This is a genomic window from Collinsella sp. AM12-1, assembly GCF_003472325.1.
Classification (GTDB): domain Bacteria; phylum Actinomycetota; class Coriobacteriia; order Coriobacteriales; family Coriobacteriaceae; genus Collinsella.
Genome location: NZ_QRLS01000007.1, coordinates 60,307 through 83,960, shown reverse-complemented (window position 1 = coordinate 83,960; position 23,654 = coordinate 60,307). Strand labels below are relative to the sequence as shown.

Sequence of the window (23,654 nt, the reverse complement as noted above, 5' to 3'; positions counted from 1 at the left end):
GATTATTTGTCTGCCAACCTACGCAGTGCTTCCTTAAGCCAACCATTCATCGCTTCCGAGCGATATGTTATTGTCCAGGGCTTTGGGGCCGTCTTCGGTTTAACAAGCTGTAGCTTGATGCGCCTGTTTTCAGGCTGGTTAGGGGAACACAATAACTGTAGATGCAATGCACTTAAATCGCCCATGTCCCGCGATTTAAAATGTTGATACAGGCAATGGTATTCGTGCTGATCACTGCTTAAAGCGTGAGCGACATCGAGGTATGCGAGCACGGAGATGAGCACATGCCATTGCTGATTTAAATTGTCATGCGCGCTGTCGGTAAAGGGCTTGAAGGCATCGACTTCTGCAATTGTATCGTCGTCAAAATAAAAGCGGTAATGCTTTTGCTTATCGGTGCGGTGTCTGAGCACAAGATAGAAGGCCGCGTTTTCCGGGTGATTTTTCATTATGTTAATTGTCGGTCCGAGTCTTTTTGCCTGCTTCGCTTGTCTCCATTCGGTTCCACACCAATCGCCCCATACGTCTTCCCTGAGAGCGGCTTCCATTGCAGCGAGCTCACTGTTGTCAAGCTGATTCAGAGCGACTATGGCTTCGCCCAACGTCTCGGCATCGTCTGCGCTATTACTGCTTTCGGAACCGATCTCGCAGGAATCGTTGCACCATCCAATGAAGTTCTTGACGCCTATTCCTATTGGATGATCGATATGAAACTTTTTGGTCGGGGATGCACTGTTGCGCACGCTATCGACACGGTTGAAAAAGTCCTGGATGTGGTTCAAATCGGCGAGCTTGGCTTCGTCCATATCTGGATTCCTTTCTCATCAGGAAACATGTCTCATTATAGGCATGCCTGCGGTCGTAGCGGCTAGGGGTGCCAGCATGGTCCCAGGGGAGGAAAATGATGGCCTCTCAACGACAGCGCTGCGGCAGGAACAGATTAAGCAAGGCACTGCGCCTGTGCGTTATGCAAATCACGTTGCAAAAGTATGAAAATATCCTACAAATGCAACATGAAGTACTTTAGCAACATAACGGCGATAAGCGAGCTTTCCGAGAGCGAGGGCGTGTTCACCACGGCTCAGGCGGCTCGCATGGACATTTCTCGAGATGCGCTGGCGCACTCATGCCGCGTGGGGCGTCTTGAGCGGATATGCCACGGTGCCTACCGGATGTCGGGCGCGCAGCGCCGAGACACCGACGAGCTCAACGCTCTTTGGAAGCTCACCAATCCCTCCCTGTGCGCGTGGGAGAGAAAACGCCAGTGGGATGGCATCGCCGTGAGCGGTACGACTGCGGCGAACCTGCAGCAAATGGGCGATTTCCATCTGTCCCCCCTACAGGATGACCGCGCCCATGCGCATCAATACGAGAAACGATTCCCTTTCTTTTGTAAAGCGCGAGATTGCCGAGCGGGATATCGTTTGGCTCGACGGCCTGCCGGTAACCAAGCCCGAGCGCACGCTTGTCGATCTTTGCCTCGATTGCGAGGACCCCTCATTAATTATCGATGCCTATAACGATGCGCTTGGGCGAGGGCTCGATATACAGCGGCTGAAAGAATTCGTAAAGGAGAACTCTAAAACCGCCAAGCGGCGCGGACTGATGATGCCTTTGCTGATGGTACTGAACGGGTAATGTGAAACAGAGGACATGGTGAAGTACAAAACGCCTGCCGCATTGAAGATGGCTGTTAGGAATGCCGCAAGGCAGTTTTAAATGAGCGCCGAAACGTGAATAATCGTGCTGCGACTGTCACGTTATTGCCGGTAGCGCTACCGTTCGCATGATTTGGGTGCCGGTAAGTGATAATTGATTAATGGCCGCTGCTATACTTATCGATTATGATGCTAGTAAGATTGGCTTTGGATGGAATCGATGCAGCTTGAGCCCGAACCGAGGATTTTAATTGAAAGCCTAAGAGATATTGGGTATTCGTTTAATAGTGCACTAGCTGATATTGTTGACAATTCTATTACCGCGAGGGCAAGGAATATCTCAATCCTTGCTATTCCTTCTGATGACTTCAGAATTGCAATCATTGATGACGGTGAGGGGCTTGGCAGAGATGAGTTAATGCATGCCATGAGGCTCGGTAGCACTGATCCGAGGTGCAAGCGGAATTTGAACGATCTCGGGCGTTTTGGTCTCGGGTTAAAAACCGCTTCATTTTCACAATGCAGAAGGCTGACGGTTGTGTCAAAGAAAAACGGTGAAGTGAATGCCTTCACGTGGGATCTCGATCTTGTTGCCAGTGAAAACAAATGGACAGTTTTGGAACAGAAAAGAACGGACTCCATTCCGTTTATTGGAGAGATGAACGAGACGGGTACGCTTGTTCTATGGGAAAAACTTGATCGTCTAACCGGGGTAAATGGATCCGGAAAAGCCAATTACGACAGAATTATAAGTGAGGCTCAAGATTACCTCTCTCTTGTATTTCATCGTTACTTAGCGGGAGAACGTGGGCTCAAGCGCATTAAGGTCAATGTGAATAATCGCACGCTTGACCCCATCGATCCATTTAATGTTAGCAATCAGGCGACGCAACCATCGCCTGTCGAAAATGTTTGTCCCGGCGTTACGATGCAGGCGTTTACTCTTCCGCATAGGTCAAATTATGCTTCAGATGCAGAGTATGAAAAGTTTGCTCTTCCTGGCGGTTACTTAAAGAATCAGGGAGTCTTTCTCTATCGCGCGAAGCGCTTGATACTGCATGGAACTTGGTTTGGGATTGCCAAGAAAACCGCTCTCACCCAGTTGTGCCGCGTGAAGATTGATATTGATGTTAACCAAGATGAAGCATGGAAAATTGACGTTAAGAAAGTGTCCGCTCAGCTTCCGGAAGAAGTAAGGGCGAGTATCAAACAATTGATTGCTCATATTGGTGCGCCTTCAAAAAGAGTTTATCGTCGTCGCGGCGCTAGGTTAACGAGGCCTGAGGTATATCCGGCTTGGAATGCGATAAAAACTGGAGACAAGACCCTTTATTGCATTAATCGCAAAAACCCAATTCTTGATAGCTTCAATTCATCTCTTGATGATGATCAGAGGGCTGCTTTCAAGACTGTTCTTTCGCTGGTCGAATCGTCATTCCCAACGGAATCTCTTTTTTACGAACTGTCGAACAACGAAGGGTCAGTTTGCTTTGAGGAGATGAAAGACGATGACTTTTGTAATGCTGTTCTCACTTTCTTTGGCTCATTAAAACAAATGGGGAAGGATGAGGATGACATCCTCTCCACTATGAGGTCAGTTGACTTGTTCGCCACACGTTGGAATGAAGTACTTGCCATTTTGGGAATCGAGGAGTGCTAAATGGACGCCACACTAGAGCAGTTCATCAATTACATTGACAACTCCGCCAGAGATAAACTAGAGAACGATGACGGCGTTCCCGAAGAGGCGGATGTTGCGGATACCTATTCGCAGTTCTACACTGCATTCGCCGGAATTTTCCCTGTATCTAAACAATGCGACAAGGATGATATCGTCCGTAGGCTTGTTGAGAAGTATTGTAGCGAGCTTACGATTAAGAAAAAGCTTGGCTTTGAGTTTAAGGATGAGGATAGCCATCCCTGGTTGAGTGAAGCAGAAGACTCGATCGAATGGTTCTACTGGAATCGCTATAGGCGATACTTGGTGCGCGATAAGAAATGGGCGCCCGCCGCGGTTAAGTCGATAGATAGGGACAGTCGCAACATCCTTGACTTAATGGCCGATCCTTTAGAGTGCGGCTCTTTTACAAGACGCGGCCTCGTAGTCGCATCCGTTCAATCGGGAAAAACTGCAAATTATATTGGGCTGATATCCCGCGCCGCCGACGCGGGATATCGAATCATTATCGTCATGGCCGGCGTGCATAATGTCCTGCGAAATCAGACGCAAGCTCGTCTTGAAGATGGTTTTACAGGTTTTAACATTGAGAACAGCACAGTCGAACCGGTTGGCGTTGGCAAGGGGAGTCAAGCCCGACGACCAATTGCCTGTACCTCGAGAGAAGCAGACTTTAGTACAGAACGAGCTAAGGCTTTAAGGTGCATCCAGCCGACGCAAACAAACGAACCTTTTTTGTTTGTTGTTAAGAAGAATAGTAAGTCTCTCCAGCAGGTAATTGAATGGCTGGATGCCAGCAATAGCCAGGATCAACCTCTGTTGCTCATTGACGATGAAGCGGATAATGCTTCGATTAACGGAAAATACAAGCTCGAAAAGCGAGAGAATGAACCGACCAAAATCAATGGGCAGATAAGAAACCTGCTTAACCTATTCAATAAGGCCTGCTATGTTGGCTACACTGCTACGCCATTTGCTAACGTTTTGATCGACCCTAGCGTTGACAGCGATGAGTATGGCAAGGACCTTTTCCCGAGCAACTTTATTTATACGCTTGAGGAGTCCTCTGACTACTTCGGTGCCAAAAAGGTATTCGGAGATTACGACGAGCCTACTCACAAGCACTTGCGTTTCATTGACGATGCGGACGATGTCCTTCCTGCAAAACATAAAAGTAGCTTTGAGCCCTTTATGCTTCCCCTTAGTCTAAAGGCGGCAATTCGTACTTTTGTATTGGCGACGACGATAAAGACACTTCGTTTTGGCACTAATTTCCATTCAACGATGATGGTCAATGTATCTCCCTATAAGAAACCGCAGAATTGCATGCGGAATCTAGTTGAGGATTACCTTAACGACCTGAATACGGCGGCGAAATCCTATGGGGCCTTAAACCCGGAGGAGGCGCTTGAGGCTTCTCCGCACCTAAAGGATTTGAAAGCTACTTGGGAGCTGGAATATGCAGGCTGCGGTTTTGGCTGGAGCGAAATACAGCCACGTCTCTACGACCCGGATTATCATGTTCTGAGCATCAATACAGACTCAGGAGATGCTCTGGACTATGAGAACAGGAACGAGCGAGTTATCGCGGTTGGCGGATATAGGCTTTCTCGTGGTTTAACCCTTGAAGGGTTAACGGTCTCTTACTATTCGCGAAACGCCAGAGCATATGATGCGCTGATGCAGATGGCTCGTTGGTTTGGATATAGGCCTCAGTATGAGGATCTTTGTCGTGTATGGATGACCGACGAGGCGGCGGGCTGGTACAAATACGTTGCCGATTCGACGGAGAATCTGTTCGATCAACTAAGGAGCATGCGCCAAGTTAAGCGCACTCCAAAGAATTACGTTTTGAAAATACGCCAGAGCCCTGATGCCCTGACCGTTACCGCGAGAAATAAGATGGGTGCCGGGCAAAAGGAAAAGGCCCCCATCGATTTAAACGAGGGATTCGTTGAAACGATTGCATTTGACAGGGACGCGGAGATAGTTGCCGATAACGAGGCGGCATGCAGGGACCTTCTTAGCGCAATAAAGGGGTATGCGGACTTCAAAGACGGGGGCTCTTATAGATATCTTTATAAGGGGGTTCCGGTCAAGTTTGTTACCGCTTTTCTAGAAGCCTATGAAAATGAAGATGGCCTTTCGCCAAAGTCTCAAAAAGCTCCAATCCTAAGCTACGTCAACGAACGGCTGCTTGATGGCGAGCTGAAGGAATGGGACGTTCTCTTGGCACATGGCTCTCGATCAAATGATCCAATCGATTTGCCTGTTGATGGAACGGTCAGCATGGAGCAAAGATATCCCGGTAGCGCTTCGAACAATGATGTCGTTGTTGTCGGAGAGAAACATCGTTTATCCAGTCGTGGAGTTGAGGCCGCTGGCTTAAGTGCGGAAGAAAGGAAAATGGCGGAAGAACGATATGCTGCAGACCATAGCGGCGACAAGGCGAAAAACTGTTCTGATCTCTATTATCGTCAAATAAGGAGGCGGCCATTGCTGGTTTTGCATCCGATTTGCATGCGATTTGGAGAAATCAAAATTAAAGAAAAGAAGGAGGCCGGAAAAGAAGCTCCTTCCTGGTGGAAGAGCTGGGATGTTCAGGAATGCGTTTTCGGCTGGAGCATCAGTTTTCCGCACACCGATAAGCAAACGCGACCAGTCACTTACGTTTTTAATTCTGTGGCACTGGAGAACATGATGCCGGAACCCGAAGATAGCGATGATGATTATGAAGACGACTAGCGATAATCCGTGGGAAGAGCTGCCTAGATCGCGTGGAAGGGGCGACTACAACACGAGAATGGTCGCACCCGATGTCAATCCCGATGCAAAAAGGATTTATTGGGCAAAGGGGCGCTCTAATCACCCTGCTTTTCTTGTCGAATATGACAGCAGCGAGACGGGGGCACCGGAGCCTCCCAAGTTTAAGAACATCTCTATTCGAGACATTGAATCGGAGCGCTCCATACTGCTTGAGCTCCAAGACCAGGAAATGAAAGCCCAATTTCTCCGCTTATGTCTTGATATTGCCGACTCGGTGCAGAAAGCCCCCACCGTTGCGATGAGGAAGATGACCTTCATGAGGCTCGAGAAATGGGCTTCGTTTCTCAGGCCCGGGCGTGGTCCCCTCACAGCCGAGCAACAAAAAGGGCTTATCGGCGAGCTGCTTTTTCTTAAACGGGTTTCCGCTGCCATTTACGAGCCGTCGAATGCCTTGAGTGGCTGGACAGGGCCAGAACGCTCTAAGCGCGATTTCGGTTACGGGCAGATTTTCGTCGAGGTGAAAAGCAAACGAGGGTCGTCGAATTCGGAAATTGGAATATCGTCAGAAGAGCAATTGAACACCAACGAAAGTGAAAGGCTCTTCTTATATGTCGTTGAGTTGAACAGCGCTACGGATGAAGATAAAGCGGCATTCAGCCTTACCGATGTCGTCAACGATGTTCAAATGCTCTTCGACAGCCCATTGGATTTGGCGCACTTTCAGGAGAAGCTGTCGGATGCCGGGTATTTTCCGGAAGACGATTATTCCCACACCTTGTGGAGCGAGGGCGTAACTGAAACATATGAAGTTAAGGATGGATTTCCGCGAATCGTTTCCAGTTCGTGTCCGCCTGGAGTTAAGGCTGTTACATATAAAATCGACCTTGGCTACTGCTCTGATTACGAAGTTGATCAGAGCGCAATTACCCAAGCATTGAGGTGAATTAGATGACAGATTCCACTTCGTTTCAGGAGGAACTGTTTCAAGAGGTCAAGAATAAGGCGGACTCAGAGGGAGTCTATAAGAACGATGCGTTCTTTGACCTCATCACTGATTATCTTTGCGATGCGGGAGAATTCGATGAGGCCATCCCCGCCTTCTGTCAGAGAACTGGAATAAGGGTTGATGGCTACTGTGGCGATCCTTTTGAGTCAAGCAGAAAAGTCCTTGGCCTCATTGTCCTCGACTTCAACCAAGATACTGGCTTGCTGACATTAACGAATTCTGAAATGGAGGCAGATTTTCGGCGGCTTGAGAAATTCGTAACCAAAGCATTGGATTCTCAATTTAGGGAATCTCTTGAGCCGACGGATCCGGGGTTTGGGCTCGCCGATTTAATTCACGCTCGCTGGAACGAAATCGAGCGAGTTAATCTGTATCTTCTTTCAAACAAAAAACTTAGCCAAAGGGTTTCGGGTAAAGAGACGGGGAGTGTCCTTGGCAAAGAGGTTGTTTACAACGTCTGGGATCTTGAACGGATAGGTAATCTTATTGAATCGGGTCGTGAGCGGGAGAGACTGCTCATTGACTTTAACGAATTGCCGACGGGTCCGATTCGGGCCCTTCTCGCAAGCTCTCCGAAAGACAAGAACAAGGTTTACCTTGCTGCGATACCGGGTGTCGATTTGGCGCGCATCTACGATCGTTGGGGAGCGCGACTTCTTGAGCAAAACGTCCGTGTATTTCTTCAGGCGAGAAGCAATGTCAACAAGGGTATAAAGCGTACTCTCGAGAATGAGCCCGAGCTTTTCTTCTCGTTCAATAACGGTATCACGGCGACCGCAGAGAGCGTTACAACGGAGAGCGGGGAAGACGGGCTTTTAATTGACCGTCTAGAAAACCTGCAGATAGTTAACGGTGGCCAGACAACCGCATCGGTTTATGCCGCATATAAGGCTGGTAAAAGTTTGGACCGCGTGTTTGTCCAAATGAAGCTTAGTGTTGTCAGCCCGGAAGAGGCTCTCGAACTGGTGCCTAGGATCTCTGAATATGCAAACAGCCAGAATAAGGTTTCTTCAGCCGACTTCTTTGCAAACCACCCTTATCACGTGAGGATCGAAGAGTTCTCGCAAAGGATACTTGCTCCCATGCGGGCAGATAGCTTCACGCAAACCAAATGGTTCTACGAGCGGGCAAGAGGCTCATATCGAGATAAGCAAGCTTATCTTACGCCTGCGCAGAAGCGTAAATTTGTTGCTGAGTTTCCTAAAACGCAGACTTTTACGAAAACGGATTTGGCAAAATATCTCATGGTCTGGACGAATAAGGCCTACTTGGTCAATCGCGGTGCCCAGAAGAACTTCTCTGAATTTGCTCGGCTAATTAAAGACTCCTGGGATAAGGATGAGAGTCAGTTCAATGAGACTTATTTCAAATATTTGATTGCCAAGAAAATTATATTCGATCGCACAGGCAAGATTGTGCAGGCGCGTGATTGGTGGGAAACCGGCAGCTATCGCTCGCAGCATGTAGTCCTTGCGGTGGGAGTGCTTTCAAATGCAGTTTCCGCTTTAGGAAAAGCCGTTAACTTTCTTGGCATTTGGAATCAACAATCGTTGTCGCCAGCGTTTGAGAGGGCGCTTGGGCAAGCATCTGACGCTGCGCATGATGTATTGATGCATCCCGCGACGGGCTATCGAAACATTTCTGAATGGGCAAAACAACAGAAATGCTGGGAGGCTATCAAGTTAAAAAAGGTTGATTGGGACAAAGAGTGGCTTGGCGAGCTTATTGACCTCGATGAGGAGAAAGACATTCAGCGAGAGGGCTCCCGTAACCAGAAAACGCTGAATGGGATTGAAGCTCAGACGGCGGTTTGCGAGATGGGAAGCGGATTTTGGCAAAATGTTCTTAACTGGTGCCTTGCAGAGGGCGAGGGAACTGAGAAGGAACGGGGTATTTTGCAGTATGCATGTGCCTTGCCAAACAAAGTGCCCTCCGAGAGCCAGTCCGTTGTACTTATTAACATGATGAAGCGGCTGCACAGAGTCGGCTGTCCTTACCGTGTTAAGAGCAGTCAGTATCGTCTGTAAGATTCTCGTAAAACCCGTGGGCTTCTTTTCCAAGTGCCTTTGCGACTACCGCCGCTATCTGCTGGGCAAGTAGCGGCGGCACCGCGTTACCCACCTGAGTGTACTGAGACGTTCTGTTGCCTTCGAACAGATAGTCATCTGGGAAGGTTTGAAGTCTTGCGGCCTCTCTCACGGTAAGGCTCCTGCATTGCGACGGATCCGGATGGATGTAATAGTGTCCGTCCTTGGCGATATGCGAGGTGATGGTCGTAGAGGGTCTTCCCCATACTTGCACACGAAAACGGTCGTTGAATTTATAGTTACCAGTCGTTTTTGCTGCCTGGACGTTCTTATGATTGGGAAGCAATGACTCGGGGAATTCTTCAAGGCGTGCGGGCGTACCGTATTTTTCTGCATATGCCGCACAAAAGAGATAACGGTCAAGATCGCTCGCCAAGTGAGAGCGAGACTCATGATTTGTGAGGACCTTGCTATTTCCGAGCCTTCCTCTATACCATTCTTCATATCGATTGTGGACGGGATCAACTTTGTGCTTTGCGGTTAACTTTGGCGCGTAGCGTGAAATTACCCTATCAAGGATGTCTGTAAGATCGTTGCATTCGCCATTGTCTTTCAGCTCTTTTGCCGCTGAGTTTATGTACTCTGCCCAGTTCATATCGCGCCAGTTTTCGTTGCGTTCAGAGAATCCGCTTCGCAGTTTAGGCAGCCCACGAAGGGCTGACCCAAGAGTGCAAACATGCTTTTTGGTTAGCGTGCTCGGTTCGATTCCGGTGTCATTTTTAATACCAAGGAGAATGACCCTGTGGCGCATCTGGGGGATTCCATACTGTTCGGCTTTGACAACGTAATCTTTTGGATTATGGGGGTCATCAGTGACGAGGGAATGGATAGTGTATCCCGCCTCTTCCATATCTTTGCATATGCGGTTAAAAACGCCATGGCCCTCGTGCTTTGCAGAAAGAAGTCCTTTGACGTTTTCCATAACGAAGACATCCGGCTTTAGCTCGTTGATAAACGAGAGGTAGCAACGGTAGAGGGTGTGCTTCGGGTCCTCTTCGAATGTAATGTCATGCTTGCGCCGCGATCTGCCCACCAACGAATATGCTTGGCACGGAGGTCCGCCAATAAGGACTAGCGGACCCCTATCACGGTCTTCAAACCATCTTGTCACGCGTTCGGCGCCGAGTTTAACCAAGCGGTCGTCTCCATCGACGAGCTCGTCGCATAAAGCTTCTTCGCAAGCAGCCTGCCATTCTTTTGGGCGGTAGCGGATAAGTTGGTCGAAGGTCTCATTGTCATGCTTTTTCATGTATCTGAGATAAACTCTCGGCAATGTTCCGTCCGGTTCTGCAATTTTGCGCAGATATGAACGAAGCCTCAGGGTCTGATGAGCCTGCTTGTCACGTTCAATGGACATGATTGTTTGGAACACGGGCTTGTTCTCAGCGTCTCGAAGTGATGAGAAGCCTTCCCCAAGGCCTCCCGGGCCCGCGAATAAGTCAATAACGGGAATCACTGCTAACCCTCTCCAAACAGAAACTTCTAGATATCCAGGCTACCAGGATGAAAGTCAAACGTCCAGGAGTGTCTCGCTATGTAAATAAACTTTCTATTTATAGCAGTTGCGGGAAACTCGATAAGTGCAGGCGGCGCGCCAGCATTTGAGTTTCTGCTCAAAGATGGCCCAGATCGCTTCCTGTCAAACGGGCATCTTATGGGCATTCCAAAAATGCGGGAATGAAATTGTTCAACGCACTCTTGAACGATTCGCCTCATACCATTGTTCTGCGCCTTGACGCTGCTTTGACTGAGCCCGACTTATAATGGCTCTGATGTAATTCTGCAGGTTCTTGTTGCTACGTGACAAGAACTTGCAAAATTCGCAAGTTCTTGTCATTCTGTGAGAAAAACTTGCAGATTGGGGCGAGCGATGGATAAACGGATGGTTCCCAGAAATCGATATCTCGAGAAGTTAATCGCCTTCCGTGACACGGATGTCATCAAGGTCGTAACGGGTATGCGCCGTTGTGGCAAATCGACGCTTCTGGACATGATGCGCAAACATCTGGAGGATAACGGCGTTCCATCCGAATGTCTTTTGACCTTTAAGATGGAGTCATTTGAGCTGGAGGGCGTGCGTGATTGGCGAGAGCTTTACCGCCACGTGGACGGCCTAATGCCTGCGGGCAAGAGGTGCTATCTCTTCTTCGACGAGCTTCAGGAGGTTGCCGGATGGGAGAAGGCGATTAACGCACTTCGTGTCGACCGGGACTGCGATATATATGTTACGGGTTCGAATGCTTTTCTCCTCTCGTCAGAGATCGCGACCTTAATCTCGGGCAGGTATGTCGAGATTCGGATGCACCCGCTCGCTTTTTCGGAATATGTCGACTTTCTTGGTCCGACTGACGTCACGAATAGGCTCGCTGTTTTTGGTCGGGAGGATATTGTTGCACTCGACGATCTTCTTGACCGATATCTGACGTTTGGAGGCCTGCCGTTTCTCGCTGCTTCAAAGCTGCCGGAGCAGGAAATGAAGGACTATATCTGGAGCACGTACCAAACAATCGTCGGGCGCGACATTTTGGCTCGCGAGGCGCGTCGGGGTAGACGGTCGGTGACGAGCAGGAGTGTGCTCGACCGCGTCACTTCCTACTTGGCTGATAACATTTCAAACCCGACATCAATTAATAAGATCGTTGGAACGCTGGCAGAGAACGGGGCGAAATCCTCGCACGGCGTCGTGGACACTTGTGTGTCCGCCCTTGAGGAGACCTATATCTTTTCGCACGCGCGCCGATTTGATATTAAGGGTCGGGACATTTTGAAGACCGGCGGCAAGTTTTACATTGAGGATCTGGGACTTCGAGCCTTCTTGGATGGGTATCGCGGCAGCGACAGCGGACGTGTTCTCGAAAATGCCGTTTACAATCGCCTTGTCTATGACGGATACCAGGTCTTCACGGGTCATCTTCGAGATGCCGAAATCGACTTTGTTGCGATAGGCGACGGCTCGGATCGTAAGTTTATTCAGGTCACAGAGTCGATTGACGAGGAGGCGACGCGTAAGCGCGAGCTGCGTCCATTTGAGCTCAGGTCGCTCGAGAAGATTACCGGCGGTTACGAGAAGATCGTCGTCGTTCGTCAGGGGAGCCATCCGACCGACATCGACGGCATCAAAATCGTTTCTGCAGTCGATTTCTTAATGGGTAGGCTTGGGGCTTAGTGCGTTTGGAGCGCGTCTGTTTCCTATGCCTAGCGACATTGCCACAGCTCGTGACGCCGCCGGCTTCTTCCTTTCCGTCGGGCGGCACCAACTCAGCTGATCCGTTGGGGATGGAGGAAAGCGGACCATTTTCGGCGCGCCGCAGGTGATACGAATCCTGCGGCGCGCTGTTATTTGAGCGAGGGCTTTCAGCTGTGTCCGCGTGGCGTGGGACACTTAACCTGCCGTCCTGCTCTGCCGCGACGGCACGTACCTGAACAACGACCCTCTAAGGAGCTCGAAATCGATGAGTGACAACACCAAGCATCTCGCAAAGAAATGCGTCAAGGACGCGGGGCCGTGTCTCACGCTGTGCCTTGCCGGTGCAGCGGTCGCGCTGCTGGCTGTTTTGGGGCCATTTGACGTGCTTCGAAGCGCCAGCTCTCTACACGTTTGCATGGCTCTTGCCGGCGCCATGATGACCGGCGGCGTGCTCGATCTAGCTTTTTGGGTGTTTGACCCGTTTGGATGGAAGAACGAAGGGTAAGCCCTAAGGGATGGATGCCCCGCAGCGTTAGGAGGTCCCCGTGATCTGGTTTACCAGCGATACACACTTTGGACACGAGAACATGCTGCGTCTCGCCGACAGGCCTTGGTCGAATGTTGCGCAGATGAACGACGCCATGGTCGCGAGCATTAATAGCAAAGTCGCTGCGGACGACGAGCTTTACATTTTGGGCGACTTCAGCTTTAAGATGACGGTCCAAGAGGCCTACGAGTTGCGTAAAAGCATCGTATGTAAGCACGTCCACCTGCTACCCGGCAACCACGACAAAGACTGGACGCAGCCTGCCGTAGCGGATGCTTTTATCGTCGAGCCGCCCATTTGCGTGCTCAAAATCGATCGGCAGAAAATCGTGCTGAGCCACTATCCCATGGTCGACTGGCAGGGCATGTCGCACGGCAGCTGGCATCTGCACGGGCATATCCATAGCTGCGGCGGCGCGTATAACAAGTTCAACCTTCGGCAGGGGCTGCTGCGCTATGACGTGGGCGTGGACGCCAACGGTTACGCCCCGGTAAGTTTGGATGAGCTCAAGTTATGGTTTGCGCAGGTAGACGAGCTGGTGCAGTGCGTTAAGTGGCCGTGGTGGGTCAACGTTACGGACGATGAACAGGTCGAGCGCGATCTCGAAGCCTATAAGAGGGAAGTGGTGATCCGATGACGGTCTATGTGACGGGCGATATTCACGGCGGCCTCGACATGCAAAAGCTGCGCGATTGGGACCTTGGGGATAGCCTGACGAGCGACGACTATCTGATTGTCGCGGGCGACTTTGGCTTTCCCTGGGATTTCTCTGCCGAGGAATGTGCCGACATCGCTTGGCTGGAGTCGCGCCCCTATACCGTGCTGTTCGTCGACGGCAACCACGAGCGTTTCGATCACTGGGCGGAGCGTCCCATGGAGCTGTGGCACGGTGGGCTGACGCAGCGTCTGTCGGATACCTCCCCCATACGGCGCCTGACGCGCGGCGAGGTTTTTGAGCTCGACGGCTCAACGATCTTTACCATGGGCGGCGCCACGAGCGTGGACAAAGGATACCGCATTCCCTATTCCAGCTGGTGGCCGCAGGAACTGCCGGACGAGCGCAACTTTGAGGAGGCGCGGGCAAAGCTCGACAGCGTGGGTTGGAAGGTCGACTACGTGGTCACCCACACCTGCCCTACGCGCATGCTTTCGCCCACGCTTTATCCGGCACCCGGCTGGAATTACCCCGCCGTTGATCGGCTTACGGCATTTTTCGATGAGCTGGAAGACCGCTTGGATTACAAGTGCTGGTATTACGGGCATTTCCATCGGGATGCCAACCCGGCCGAGCGCCATACCGTGCTCTACGACTGCATCGTTCGCCTGGGCGACGAACTCCAGCCCTGGGATGTTGCGTAGGGGTGGAGTGAGCGGCTACTCGGCCGTTACAGTGATGTTCTCCCGGTGTGCGCGGATAACGTCCCAGCTAAAGTGCTCGACCAGTTGCTCGGCAGAGCGCGGCGTGGTGTCCGGCACGATGCCCGTTTGCCCGGCGAGCCAGCCCAGCAGTGCCTCGGGTGTGCCAAAGCGGGCGCGGAGCTCTCCCAGGTCCAGATCGCGATCGCGCTTGGAAAGGCGGCGGCCGTCCGGTGACATGAGCAGCGGAATGTGCGCGTAGCGCGGCATGGGCAGCCCCAGCAGATGCTGCAGATAGATCTGGCGCGGCGTGGAACCCAGCAGATCGCATCCGCGCACGACCTCGGTGACGCCCATGGCGGCGTCATCGACCACCACGGCCAGCTGATAGGCAAACACGCCGTCGCTGCGGCGCACCAAAAAGTCGCCGCACTCAGTGGCGAGCGCCTCGCATTGGGCACCATACGTGCGGTCCACGAATTCGATCACGTCGTCTGCGAGATCATCGACGGTGGGCACGCGCAGACGCGTGGCTGGGGCGCGCAGAGCACTGCGGCGGGCGATTTCTTTGGCAGAAAGGTTTCGGCAGGCGCCGCGGTAGATGGGCGTGCCGTCGCTGGCGTGCGGCGCGCTTGCGGCGTGGAGCTCGGCGCGCGTGCAAAAGCAGGGGTAGGTGAGGCCGGCGTCTTGCAGACGGCGCAGGGCGTCCTCGTACAGATCCAGGCGATCGTGCTGGTAGTAGGGGCCTTCGTCCCAGTCGAGCCCCAGCCAGGTCAGATCGTCAATCAGTTGAGCGGCAAGTTCCGGGCGCTTGCAGCGATCGTCCAGGTCCTCGATGCGCAGCACGATGCTGCCGCCCTGGCTGCGGGCCGAAAGCCACGAGCACAGGCAGCTGAACACGTTGCCCAGGTGCATGCGGCCCGAGGGCGACGGGGCGAAACGGCCCACGACGGGTGCGGGGGCGGAGGCGGGTGGCGTCGCTGGCGCGTCCGCGGCGGGTGTTGCTATGTTGCGTGTTTTGATATCCATGCGGACGAGTATAGCGCGGGGCACGATGGGGAGGCGTCACTGTGGCCCGCAAGTTGTCGAGGCCCCGCATTGCGTATGGCGGCCGCAGACTCGGTGCCTTGATTCCTGTCCATCAACTCGGCACCTTAGACGACAGAAACCCCAGCAGCTCTTCGCAACTGCCGGGGTTTCCGCGGAAAAGGGGGACATAATCCTCGAGCGAACGGCAAAGGGGCAAACCGTTTCGCTCAACTGCTTTATGCCCCTCGGTTGGCGGCTCAATCAGCGCGGGCCGCGCCCACACAAAGCCGCTACACCTGTGACGGAGCTGTGAAGTGGTATCTATTGCCGGGGCGGGCTATGCCAAGGGTGCCCCTAATGACTGGTCATTTAAGAACGTTCCCAATGACTAGCTGCCGGGGTGCGGGCGTGACTTTCGTCCCGTTTGATACTCCGCTGGCCTAGATGTTCGTCATGTGCGCCCGTAAACGTGGGACAATGGCGTTACTGGTATCACAGACAAAGGATGTGCCTATGAACACCCTCGCCGCCAAAGTCAGCCGGCAGCGCCGCCTGTTTGCGCGATTCGCTTCCGTCTGCGCGCTCGTTGCGCTTGCGTTGTTGCTGCTGCCTGCCGCCGCGCACGCCGACGGCTACTCCATGACCCAAACCTATATCGGTGCCACGGTCGAGGCCGATGGATCGCTGACCGTTGTCGAGGGACGCCAGTTTGATTTCGACGACGACATCAACGGCGTGTTTTGGGAGATCAATACGGGCACCAACCAGCAGGGCGGCACGGCGGGCGTTGACGTGCTGAGTGTCGAGGAAGAGGACACCGCGTTTAACAAAGTCGATAGCGCGAACAAGGGCGATTCTGGCGTCTACACGGTCGAGCAGACCGGTGACGGCGTAAGGATTAAGGTGTTCAGCCCCCACGAGAGCGGCGACAGCGCGATCTATTACGTGAGCTACACCATGACCGGTGCGGTTATGAACTGGGCCGATACCGCCGAGCTCTACTGGAAGTTCGTGGGCGACGGCTGGTCTGCGGATTCCGATGACGTCGAGATGGAAGTGTGCTTCGCAAATGCCGCTGCCGGGACGGCGGCCGTCAAGGGCGATAACTTCCGCGCATGGGGCCATGGTCCGCTGACGGGCGACGTGTCGCTCGATGAGGACGAGCCCATGGTCACCTACACCATTCCCTGCGTGCACCAGGGCGAATTCGCCGAGGCACGCATCGCCTTCCCCAGCGACTGGGTGCCGCAGCTTGCCGCCTCGGGCGAAGAGCGCATGTCAACGATCCTGAGCGAAGAGAAGGAATGGGCCGACGAAGCTAACGCCCGCCGTGAGCACGCGCGTGCGGTTGCCAGCGCGATTGCCGTGGTGTGTGTTGTCGTGGCGGTTGCCTATACCGGTGTGATCGTGATGCTTAAGCTGCGCAGGCCCAAGCCCAAGCCGCTCTTCCAGGACGAGTACTTCCGCGATGTGCCCTCGGCCGACCATCCCGCGGTGCTTGCAGCTCTCATGAGCTGGAACGACGTGCCCGATCAGGCATATATCGCCACGCTTATGAAGCTCACCGACGACCGCGTGATCAAGCTGGAAGAAGCGACCGAGACCAAGAAGAAGGGTCTGCTCCGTCGCGAAAAAGAGGAGCAGACGTATCGCATCACAGTGACCGACGAGGCCTGGAAGGCTGCCAAGAAGGACGGCATCGATCGCGATGTGCTCAAGGTCTTCTTCGCCGGCGTTAAGCCCGATAAAGACGGCGTCCGTTCACGCACGTTTAGCGAGCTGGAGGAGTATGCCAGCGAGCGTACTGAATCTGTTGGCGACAAGCTCGAGGACTATCAGAGCACGGTTAAGGGCAAGCTGGAGACGCGCGAGCTTATCGCCTCGGACGGCACCATCGCCCTGGTTGCCGGCTTGGTTCTCGGCATCATCATCGTCTTTGGCATTCTGGGCTCTCTGATCTATACCGACTTTGCGGATGCCAATGTCGGCGCCGCTATGATCTCGATCCCCGTCACGATCGTGGGCTTTGTTCTGAGCTGCACCTTCCGTCGCTACACGCCGGAGGGCGCCGAGGTGGCGGCTCGCTGCAAGGCGCTCAAGCATTGGCTCGAGGACTTTACGCGCCTGAAGGAGGCCATTCCCAGCGACCTGATCTTGTGGAACAAACTGCTGGTGATGGGCGTTGCTCTGGGCGTTTCGAAAGAAGTGCTGCGACAGCTGGCCGAAGCCGTGCCTGCGGACCTGCGCAACAGCGACGATTTCTACGACAACTACCCCTGCTACTGGTGGTATTACCATCACTACGGCAACGAGTCCCCACTCGATTCGTTCAACGATGTGTACCACGAGACCATCCGCGAGCTGGCTTCGAGCTCCGACAGCTCGAGCGGCGGCAGCGGCGGCGGCTTCTCTGGCGGCGGTGGTGGCGGCGCCGGCGGAGGCGGCGGCGGAACGTTCTAGTGAGCGCTTGCTTTGGGGTGGATCTTTCTGGGCGGTTGCCAGGGAAGATTCATCCCATTTTTGTGCATCGAAACGGGCCAAACTTTCCGCTGAGGACCTTCGCGCAAGGGGCAGTGGACAAAAAATGCCAAATATGAGTACTGTTGCTGCGCTGGTCACATATGTTTGCACATAATAATGGGCTCCTAATGAGAGTACTTCTCGTTAGGAGCCCATTTCATTGAACATTTGGGGAGCTACGTCAGCTCATGCAGCTGGTCGTCATGCCTACAAGCATCAAAAATGTCCCAAATCGCTGCTACTAAAAAGGTAACAGTACTCATATTTGATGTTTTTTGACCAGGGCTATCTACAAACCCCCTAGGCCACTCATTGGGGACAGACTTAAATGACTAGGTGTGGCTGCCTGGGCTAGGCTGTTAGGTCGAGTTCGTAGAGGAAGCTTTCGCGCGGCATGTCGTGACGGCGCTCTTCGCGGTTGGCGCGGTGCGTGGCCGTGCGCTTAAAGCCGTGCAACTCGTAGAACTTCCACGAGCAGTTGGAGTCGGTGTACAGGTGCGCCCTTGTCGCCCCGCGCGAGGACAGGTACGAGACCCCGGCATCGAGCAAAACCGAGCCAACGCCCAGGCCGTGGACATCGGGATCGACGGCGAGCAGCGTGACTTCGTTGTCGTGCGGCAACGGGCTGCTCTCGAGCAGGCGGTTGTTGGTTCGGATGGTTGCACGCACAAACGAGAGATACTCGGCGCAGGCATCAGGCTCCAGTTCACGCATCTGCGATAGCAGCGCGCGTTCGGTATCCATCCAATGTTCCTTAACGGTGGCGCCGGAGCTCTGTCCCGCACGCGCGAGCGAAATGCCACGCGCCTGACCGTCGATTACGGCAACCTGCGAAAACGTCGATGACGAAAGGCAATAGGCGAGGTCGCACGCGGCCTCGAGGCGGTTGTACTCATCGTTATCCGAATTGTTATGCCAAAGCTGCTGCAGAATCAGCGCGATGGCGTCGAAGTCTTCGGTATCAAACGGTCGGTAGAGAACCCGCGAGACCATGGTGCCTCTTTCTTTTGCGGATGCATATCGAGCACAGTTCTACCACGCCAATGGCATCTAATTATGGTGCCCCTGTGTTCCATGAACTCACCGTGCCCGGTGCCGTGCCCATCCCCTCTGCTCGCAAACTTTTTCTGCACATGCGCCCGTTGCGGGGTGCATCGATGCGCTCGATGCGCTACATTGAATCAGTATTTTCAATGCCGCTGCGCGAGCGCTGCAGATCGACGTATCACCGACTCACAGAGCACGGCGGCGTACCAGACAGGAGGACTGCATGGGATCTGATGTGAAGATCGCGCGCGCGTTGATCTCGGTTACCGATAAGACGGGCGTCGTCGATTTCGCACGGACGCTGGTCGATGACTTTGGCGTCGAGATCATCTCTACGGGCGGCACGGCTCGTGCCATCGAGGACGCGGGCGTTCCCGTAACCCCCATCGAGGAGTTCACGGGCTATCCCGAGATGATGGACGGCCGCGTTAAGACCCTGCACCCCAAGGTTCACGGCGCGCTGCTGGCCCGCCGCGATTCCGAGCAGCACATGCAGGAGGCCGCCCAGCACGGCATTAAGCTGATCGACCTGGTCGTCGTCAACCTGTACGAGTTCGAGAAGACCGTCGCCAACCCCGAGGTCACCTTTGCGGATGCCATCGAGCACATCGACATCGGTGGCCCCTCCATGTTGCGCTCTGCCGCCAAGAACGCCGCGAGCGTTACCGTCATCTCCGACCCGGCCGACTATGATGCCGTCCTGGCCGAGATGCGCGAGACCGGTGGCTGCACCACGCTTGCCACCCGTCGTCGCCTGCAGGTGAAGGTCTACCAGACCACCGCCGCCTACGACACGGCTATCTCCCGTTGGCTTGCCGCCCAGGCAAGCGACGTGGCGGACACCTCTGCCAAGCTCGAGATTTCGCTGGAGAAGGTCGACGACCTGCGCTATGGTGAGAATCCTCAGCAAAAGGCTACGGTCTACCGCTTTGCCGAGGGCTGCGAGAACACCGCGAGCTCTCAGTTCCCGCTTGTGGGCTCCGAGCAGATCCAGGGCAAGCCGCTCAGCTACAACAACTATCTGGACGCCGATGCCGCCTGGAACCTGGTCCGCGAGTTCGACGAGCCGGCCTGCGTGATCCTCAAGCATCAGAACCCCTGCGGTTCCGCCGTTGCCGAGGACATCACGGCCGCCTACGACCGCGCTTTCGCCTGCGATCCCAAGAGCGCCTTCGGCGGCATCATCGCCTGCAACCGCGAGGTTCCCTTTGAGCTGGTTGAGCACTTTGCCGATCAGAACAAGCAGTTCGTCGAGGTCATCATCGCCCCGAGCTATACCGCCGAGGCGCTCGAGCGCATGGCCAAGCGCCCCAACCTGCGCGTGCTGGCTACCGGCGGCGTGGACCACGGTGCCCAAGTGGAGCTGCGCTCCATCGACGGCGGCATGCTGGTGCAGGAAGTCGACCACGTGACCGAGGATCCCGCGACCTTTACGTTCCCCACCGACCGCAAGCCCACCGATGCCGAAATGGCCGAGCTCGAGTTTGCCTGGAAGGTCTGCAAGGGCGTCAAGTCCAACGCCATCCTGGTCTCCAAGGGCAAGGCCGGCATTGGCATGGGCCCCGGTCAGCCCAACCGTGTTGACTCTGCGCTGCTTGCCTGCGAGCGCGCCGAGGACTTCTGCGAGCGCGAGGGCGTGGAGAAGGGCGGCTTTGCCTGCGCAAGCGACGCGTTCTTCCCGTTCCGCGACAACGTCGACGTGCTTGCCGCACACGGCGTGACCTGCATCATCCAGCCCGGCGGCTCCAAGCGCGATGACGAGAGCATCCAGGCCTGCAACGAGCACAATATTGCGATGGTTTTCACGGGTGCGCGCCACTTCCGCCATTAAGTAGGGAGGTGGCGCTGCGGCTTGCCCAACCACCGCACCTTGCCGCTCATTCGTCGCCCGCGTACCCAAGTACGCGTCGCTCCTCTTTCACGGCAATCTGCGGCACCTGGGCAACCCTCGCCGACCTGTTAGGTTGACTGGGGAGGATGGGATGTTATCTCGTCCCTTGGACCGCCTCGCTTCTAAAATTATCTCTGCAAAAGACGGCCGCTCCGTTTGGAGGGCCGTCTTTTTGGTATAAGAGGACGGAATGACTAACACGAAAGGTATGACCATGCCCCAGATTGATGATGCCGAGCTGTTTGGCAATGCCGAGGACCAGCGTGCGTACGAGGACTTTTGCGCCAATCAGGAGGCGGTCGAGAAGTTTACGCTCGACAAGCCCGCGCTTATCTGCCGTTGGCGCATGTCCAACAAAAAGGTGCCCATGCTCAACCGTCACATTCGCGCGCTGTCCGAGCGCTTGGTGCAGGGCGAGCCGCTTACCCATAACATGCTCAGCTGGGCCAAGCAGCACGTTGAGTGGTCGCTAGCCGAGGGCGACTATACCGCGCACGACGGTGTGCTCATGCTGGTGATCGACATCAACGGCAACGCCGCCATGACAGTGGGGGAGTACGAGCCGCTCGCCGATACGTCAGCCAAGGCGCTGCGTGCCCGCTCTGCCGAGGCCCGTTCCGAGGCCGACGAAACCGGCGTGGCGCCCGAGCTGCTTGCTGCCGTCAACGACGGCGAGCTGGCCTTTGTGGCGCCGGCGGACGAGTGCCTGTGCGGCACGGCGACGCTCATCGAACAGCTGGCCCAGACCAAGGACATCCCGGTCACGCGCGTAGACATCCCCGCTCAGCTCAAGGGCGCGCTGTTCCTGGTGAGCGACGAGCACGGCGTGGTCCCCGCCGACGATACCGATGCCGCCGAGGCGGACGCCGCCACGGTCGCCTTCTTCGCCGACGGCTACGAAAAGCTTCGCGCCCGCCGCTAAATGATTTTTCTGGGACGGGGATTATTTAATCATTTGATCCCCGCGCCCGCTGCGAGCGAGGGGCGATTCGAACGCTTTCGTTCGCGAACAGTTCTGTCACCTTAATGCCGCGCGAGGCGCGCACCGGCGACTTCGCGGCAATAATGGCAGTAAGACAACCAAGAGGGGGGAACGGAATCCATGGCGCTGATCTATATCGTTGAGGACGACGAGCCCATTCGTCGTGAGCTTGTCGACATCCTTGCCCGCGCCGGGTTTGAAATCGAGGCCTGCGAATCGTTCGAGCATGTCTCGCGCGATATTCTCGCCGCCGCGCCCGACCTGGTGCTGCTCGACCTCACGCTTCCCGTCAAGGACGGCCAGCATATCTGCCACGAGGTTCGCCGCGAATCCGAGGTCCCCATCATCGTCCTCACCTCGCGCACGACCGAGATCGACGAGGTCATGGCCATGACGCTCGGCGCGGACGACTTTGTTCCCAAGCCCTATAGCGCCCGCGTCCTCGTGGCGCGCATCAACGCACTGCTGCGTCGCACCGCGGCGTCAGGCGAGCGCAGCACGCTCGTCCACAAGGGGCTGGAGCTCGACCTCGCCCGCTCTATGGTCACCAACACGGCGACCGGCGACAGCACCGAGCTCACCAAAAATGAGCTGCGCATTCTCTCGCTGCTCCTGAGCCGCGCGGGCAAGATTGTCTCGCGCTCGGCCATCATGCAGGACCTGTGGGACTCCGATGCCTTCGTGGACGACAACACGCTCACCGTCAACATCAACCGCCTGCGCACCACGCTCGACAAGATCGGCGTCAAGGGGTATCTGACCACGCATCGCGGCCAGGGCTATTCGGTCTAGGTGCCAGCTATGTCGTTTGGCAAGTTCTTTAAAGATGCGCTGTTGCCCGTCGCCGTGTGGACGTGCGGCGTGCTGCTGAGCTGCTTTGTGCTGACGGTCGCCGGCGCACCCGTTTCTATCGTGGTCGTGGCGGTTGGCGTGTCCTTTATCTTTGGTATGCTCGGCATCGTGATCGAGTACGCTCGCCGTCGCCGTTTTCTGCGTCAGTTGGAGCGCGCGGCAGAGGAGCTCGAGAGTCCCGCATGGGTGCAGGAGATGGTGCAATGCCCAACCTATGCCGAGGGCGAGCTCGAGTACGAGGTCCTGTGCCGGGTGGGCAAAGCCGCCTGCGACGAGGTTGCCGAGGGCCGGCGTCAGACCGAAGACTATCGCGACTATATCGAGAGCTGGGTCCACGAGGCCAAGCTGCCCCTGGCGGCAGCCCATCTGATTTTGGAAAACCTGGACGGCAGCGAAGATGACCTGTCGCGCGTAGATGACCTCGGTCGCGAGCTGGCTCGCGTGGAGCGCTATATCGACCAGGCGCTGTACTACGCGCGCTCGGAGGTTGTGGAGCGCGATTACCTGATTCGACGTTGGAACCTCAAGGCTCTGGTGACGGGCGCAATCAAGGCCAACGCCCGCGAGCTCATCGCGGCGCACGTGGCTCCGGTGTGCGAGAACCTCGACTTCGAGGTCTTCACCGACGAGAAGTGGCTCGAGTTTATTCTGGGCCAGCTCATTCAGAACAGCATTAAATATGCGCGTGAGGACGGCGCAAAGATCGTGTTTTCGGGTGCGTTGCTGGATGAGGGCCTGGCAAGCGAGCGCATCGAGCTTACCGTCGCGGACAACGGCTGCGGCGTGAGCGCGGCCGACCTGCCGCGCGTGTTCGAGAAGGGTTTTACCGGCGACAACGGCCGCACCACCAAGCGCGCAACGGGCATCGGCCTCTACCTGGTGGCGCGCCTGTGCTCCAAGATGGGCATCGATGTCACCGCGGCATCCGACCCCGGCGAAGGCTTTGTCGTTACGTTTGCCTTCTCAACGAACAAGTTCCAATACTTTGAGTAACGCACACGGCAAACGCCCGTCCAAACAAAACGTGCCGCCCCAAACGGGGCGGCAC

At 55.1% G+C, this 23,654-nt stretch carries 19 protein-coding genes and 1 pseudogene; 15 read left to right on the top strand and 5 right to left on the bottom strand.

Annotated elements, in window-relative coordinates; genetic code table 11:
* Window positions 1-2: 2 nt before the first annotated feature.
* On the bottom strand, window positions 3-806 hold the full coding sequence (locus DW136_RS05110) for a hypothetical protein (RefSeq protein WP_117629959.1): 804 nt from the start codon (window positions 804-806) through the stop codon (window positions 3-5).
* Window positions 807-989: 183 nt separating this feature from the next.
* Here DW136_RS05110 and DW136_RS10260 point away from each other — a divergent pair.
* Window positions 990-1,112 (top strand): annotated as a pseudogene (locus DW136_RS10260) (hypothetical protein); the annotation flags it as partial.
* A 12-nt stretch (window positions 1,113-1,124) separates the two neighbouring features.
* Here the strand turns inward: DW136_RS10260 and DW136_RS10130 are convergent.
* Complete coding sequence (locus DW136_RS10130) at window positions 1,125-1,328, bottom strand: hypothetical protein (RefSeq protein WP_233505716.1); 204 nt, start codon at window positions 1,326-1,328, stop codon at window positions 1,125-1,127.
* A gap of 28 nt (window positions 1,329-1,356) precedes the next feature.
* On the opposite strand from DW136_RS10130, the gene DW136_RS10125 reads away from it, so the two are divergent.
* The 5 genes from DW136_RS10125 to DW136_RS05085 all read left to right on the top strand — a co-directional run bounded on the left by DW136_RS10125 (window position 1,357) and on the right by DW136_RS05085 (window position 9,135).
* On the top strand, window positions 1,357-1,638 hold the full coding sequence (locus tag DW136_RS10125) for a hypothetical protein (protein WP_233505715.1): 282 nt from the start codon (window positions 1,357-1,359) through the stop codon (window positions 1,636-1,638).
* Window positions 1,639-1,869: 231 nt separating this feature from the next.
* Window positions 1,870-3,318 (top strand): ATP-binding protein, encoded by a 1,449-nt coding sequence (locus tag DW136_RS05100; RefSeq protein ID WP_117716262.1) that lies wholly within the window; start codon window positions 1,870-1,872, stop codon window positions 3,316-3,318.
* A complete protein-coding gene (locus tag DW136_RS05095) occupies window positions 3,319-6,081 on the top strand; it encodes a Z1 domain-containing protein (protein ID WP_118289219.1) in 2,763 nt (920 codons plus the stop codon). It abuts the gene before it with no gap.
* Entirely contained in the window at window positions 6,059-7,045 is a 987-nt protein-coding gene (locus DW136_RS05090; protein WP_117629955.1) for a PD-(D/E)XK motif protein, read from the top strand. The genes DW136_RS05095 and DW136_RS05090 overlap by 23 nt, the downstream gene beginning before the upstream one ends.
* Before the next feature lie 5 nt (window positions 7,046-7,050).
* Window positions 7,051-9,135 (top strand): AIPR family protein, encoded by a 2,085-nt coding sequence (locus DW136_RS05085; RefSeq protein WP_117629954.1) that lies wholly within the window; start codon window positions 7,051-7,053, stop codon window positions 9,133-9,135.
* On the opposite strand, the gene DW136_RS05080 is transcribed toward DW136_RS05085, so the two are convergent.
* Entirely contained in the window at window positions 9,110-10,651 is a 1,542-nt protein-coding gene (locus DW136_RS05080) for a DNA cytosine methyltransferase (protein ID WP_117629953.1), read from the bottom strand. The two genes, DW136_RS05085 and DW136_RS05080, sit on opposite strands and share 26 nt — an antisense overlap.
* A gap of 414 nt (window positions 10,652-11,065) precedes the next feature.
* Here DW136_RS05080 and DW136_RS05075 point away from each other — a divergent pair, with 414 nt between their 5' ends.
* The 4 genes from DW136_RS05075 to DW136_RS05060 all read left to right on the top strand — a co-directional run bounded on the left by DW136_RS05075 (window position 11,066) and on the right by DW136_RS05060 (window position 14,288).
* The gene (locus DW136_RS05075) at window positions 11,066-12,361 is read left to right on the top strand and encodes an ATP-binding protein (RefSeq protein ID WP_233505714.1); all 1,296 of its coding nucleotides are present in this window, start codon (window positions 11,066-11,068) and stop codon (window positions 12,359-12,361) included.
* Window positions 12,362-12,647: 286 nt separating this feature from the next.
* The gene (locus DW136_RS05070) at window positions 12,648-12,887 is read left to right on the top strand and encodes a hypothetical protein (RefSeq protein WP_117583597.1); all 240 of its coding nucleotides are present in this window, start codon (window positions 12,648-12,650) and stop codon (window positions 12,885-12,887) included.
* A gap of 40 nt (window positions 12,888-12,927) precedes the next feature.
* Window positions 12,928-13,566 (top strand): metallophosphoesterase, encoded by a 639-nt coding sequence (locus tag DW136_RS05065; RefSeq protein WP_117629951.1) that lies wholly within the window; start codon window positions 12,928-12,930, stop codon window positions 13,564-13,566.
* The gene (locus DW136_RS05060; protein WP_117629950.1) at window positions 13,563-14,288 is read left to right on the top strand and encodes a metallophosphoesterase; all 726 of its coding nucleotides are present in this window, start codon (window positions 13,563-13,565) and stop codon (window positions 14,286-14,288) included. Before DW136_RS05065 ends, DW136_RS05060 begins: the two co-directional genes overlap by 4 nt.
* Window positions 14,289-14,303: 15 nt before the next feature.
* Here the strand turns inward: DW136_RS05060 and gluQRS are convergent, their stop codons facing one another.
* Window positions 14,304-15,314: a tRNA glutamyl-Q(34) synthetase GluQRS gene (gene gluQRS, locus DW136_RS05055; protein WP_255413358.1), complete on the bottom strand. Its 1,011-nt coding sequence runs from the start codon at window positions 15,312-15,314 to the stop codon at window positions 14,304-14,306.
* A gap of 513 nt (window positions 15,315-15,827) precedes the next feature.
* Here gluQRS and DW136_RS09970 point away from each other — a divergent pair.
* On the top strand, window positions 15,828-17,774 hold the full coding sequence (locus tag DW136_RS09970; protein WP_158571441.1) for a DUF2207 domain-containing protein: 1,947 nt from the start codon (window positions 15,828-15,830) through the stop codon (window positions 17,772-17,774).
* 411 nt (window positions 17,775-18,185) lie between these two features.
* Here the strand turns inward: DW136_RS09970 and DW136_RS05045 are convergent, their stop codons facing one another.
* A complete protein-coding gene (locus tag DW136_RS05045; protein ID WP_117583594.1) occupies window positions 18,186-18,827 on the bottom strand; it encodes a GNAT family N-acetyltransferase in 642 nt (213 codons plus the stop codon).
* 277 nt (window positions 18,828-19,104) lie between these two features.
* Between DW136_RS05045 and purH the strand changes: the two genes are divergently transcribed.
* The 4 genes from purH (at window position 19,105) to DW136_RS05025 (ending at window position 23,599) form a co-directional block, all read left to right on the top strand.
* Window positions 19,105-20,712 carry a bifunctional phosphoribosylaminoimidazolecarboxamide formyltransferase/IMP cyclohydrolase gene (gene purH, locus DW136_RS05040; protein ID WP_117583593.1) on the top strand — a complete coding sequence of 536 codons (1,608 nt, stop codon included), beginning with the start codon at window positions 19,105-19,107 and terminating at the stop codon, window positions 20,710-20,712.
* 250 nt (window positions 20,713-20,962) lie between these two features.
* Window positions 20,963-21,694 (top strand): hypothetical protein, encoded by a 732-nt coding sequence (locus DW136_RS05035; protein WP_117790822.1) that lies wholly within the window; start codon window positions 20,963-20,965, stop codon window positions 21,692-21,694.
* 180 nt (window positions 21,695-21,874) lie between these two features.
* Window positions 21,875-22,546 (top strand): response regulator transcription factor, encoded by a 672-nt coding sequence (locus DW136_RS05030; RefSeq protein WP_117790821.1) that lies wholly within the window; start codon window positions 21,875-21,877, stop codon window positions 22,544-22,546.
* A gap of 9 nt (window positions 22,547-22,555) precedes the next feature.
* Window positions 22,556-23,599 (top strand): sensor histidine kinase, encoded by a 1,044-nt coding sequence (locus DW136_RS05025; protein WP_118289218.1) that lies wholly within the window; start codon window positions 22,556-22,558, stop codon window positions 23,597-23,599.
* Window positions 23,600-23,654: the final 55 nt, after the last annotated feature.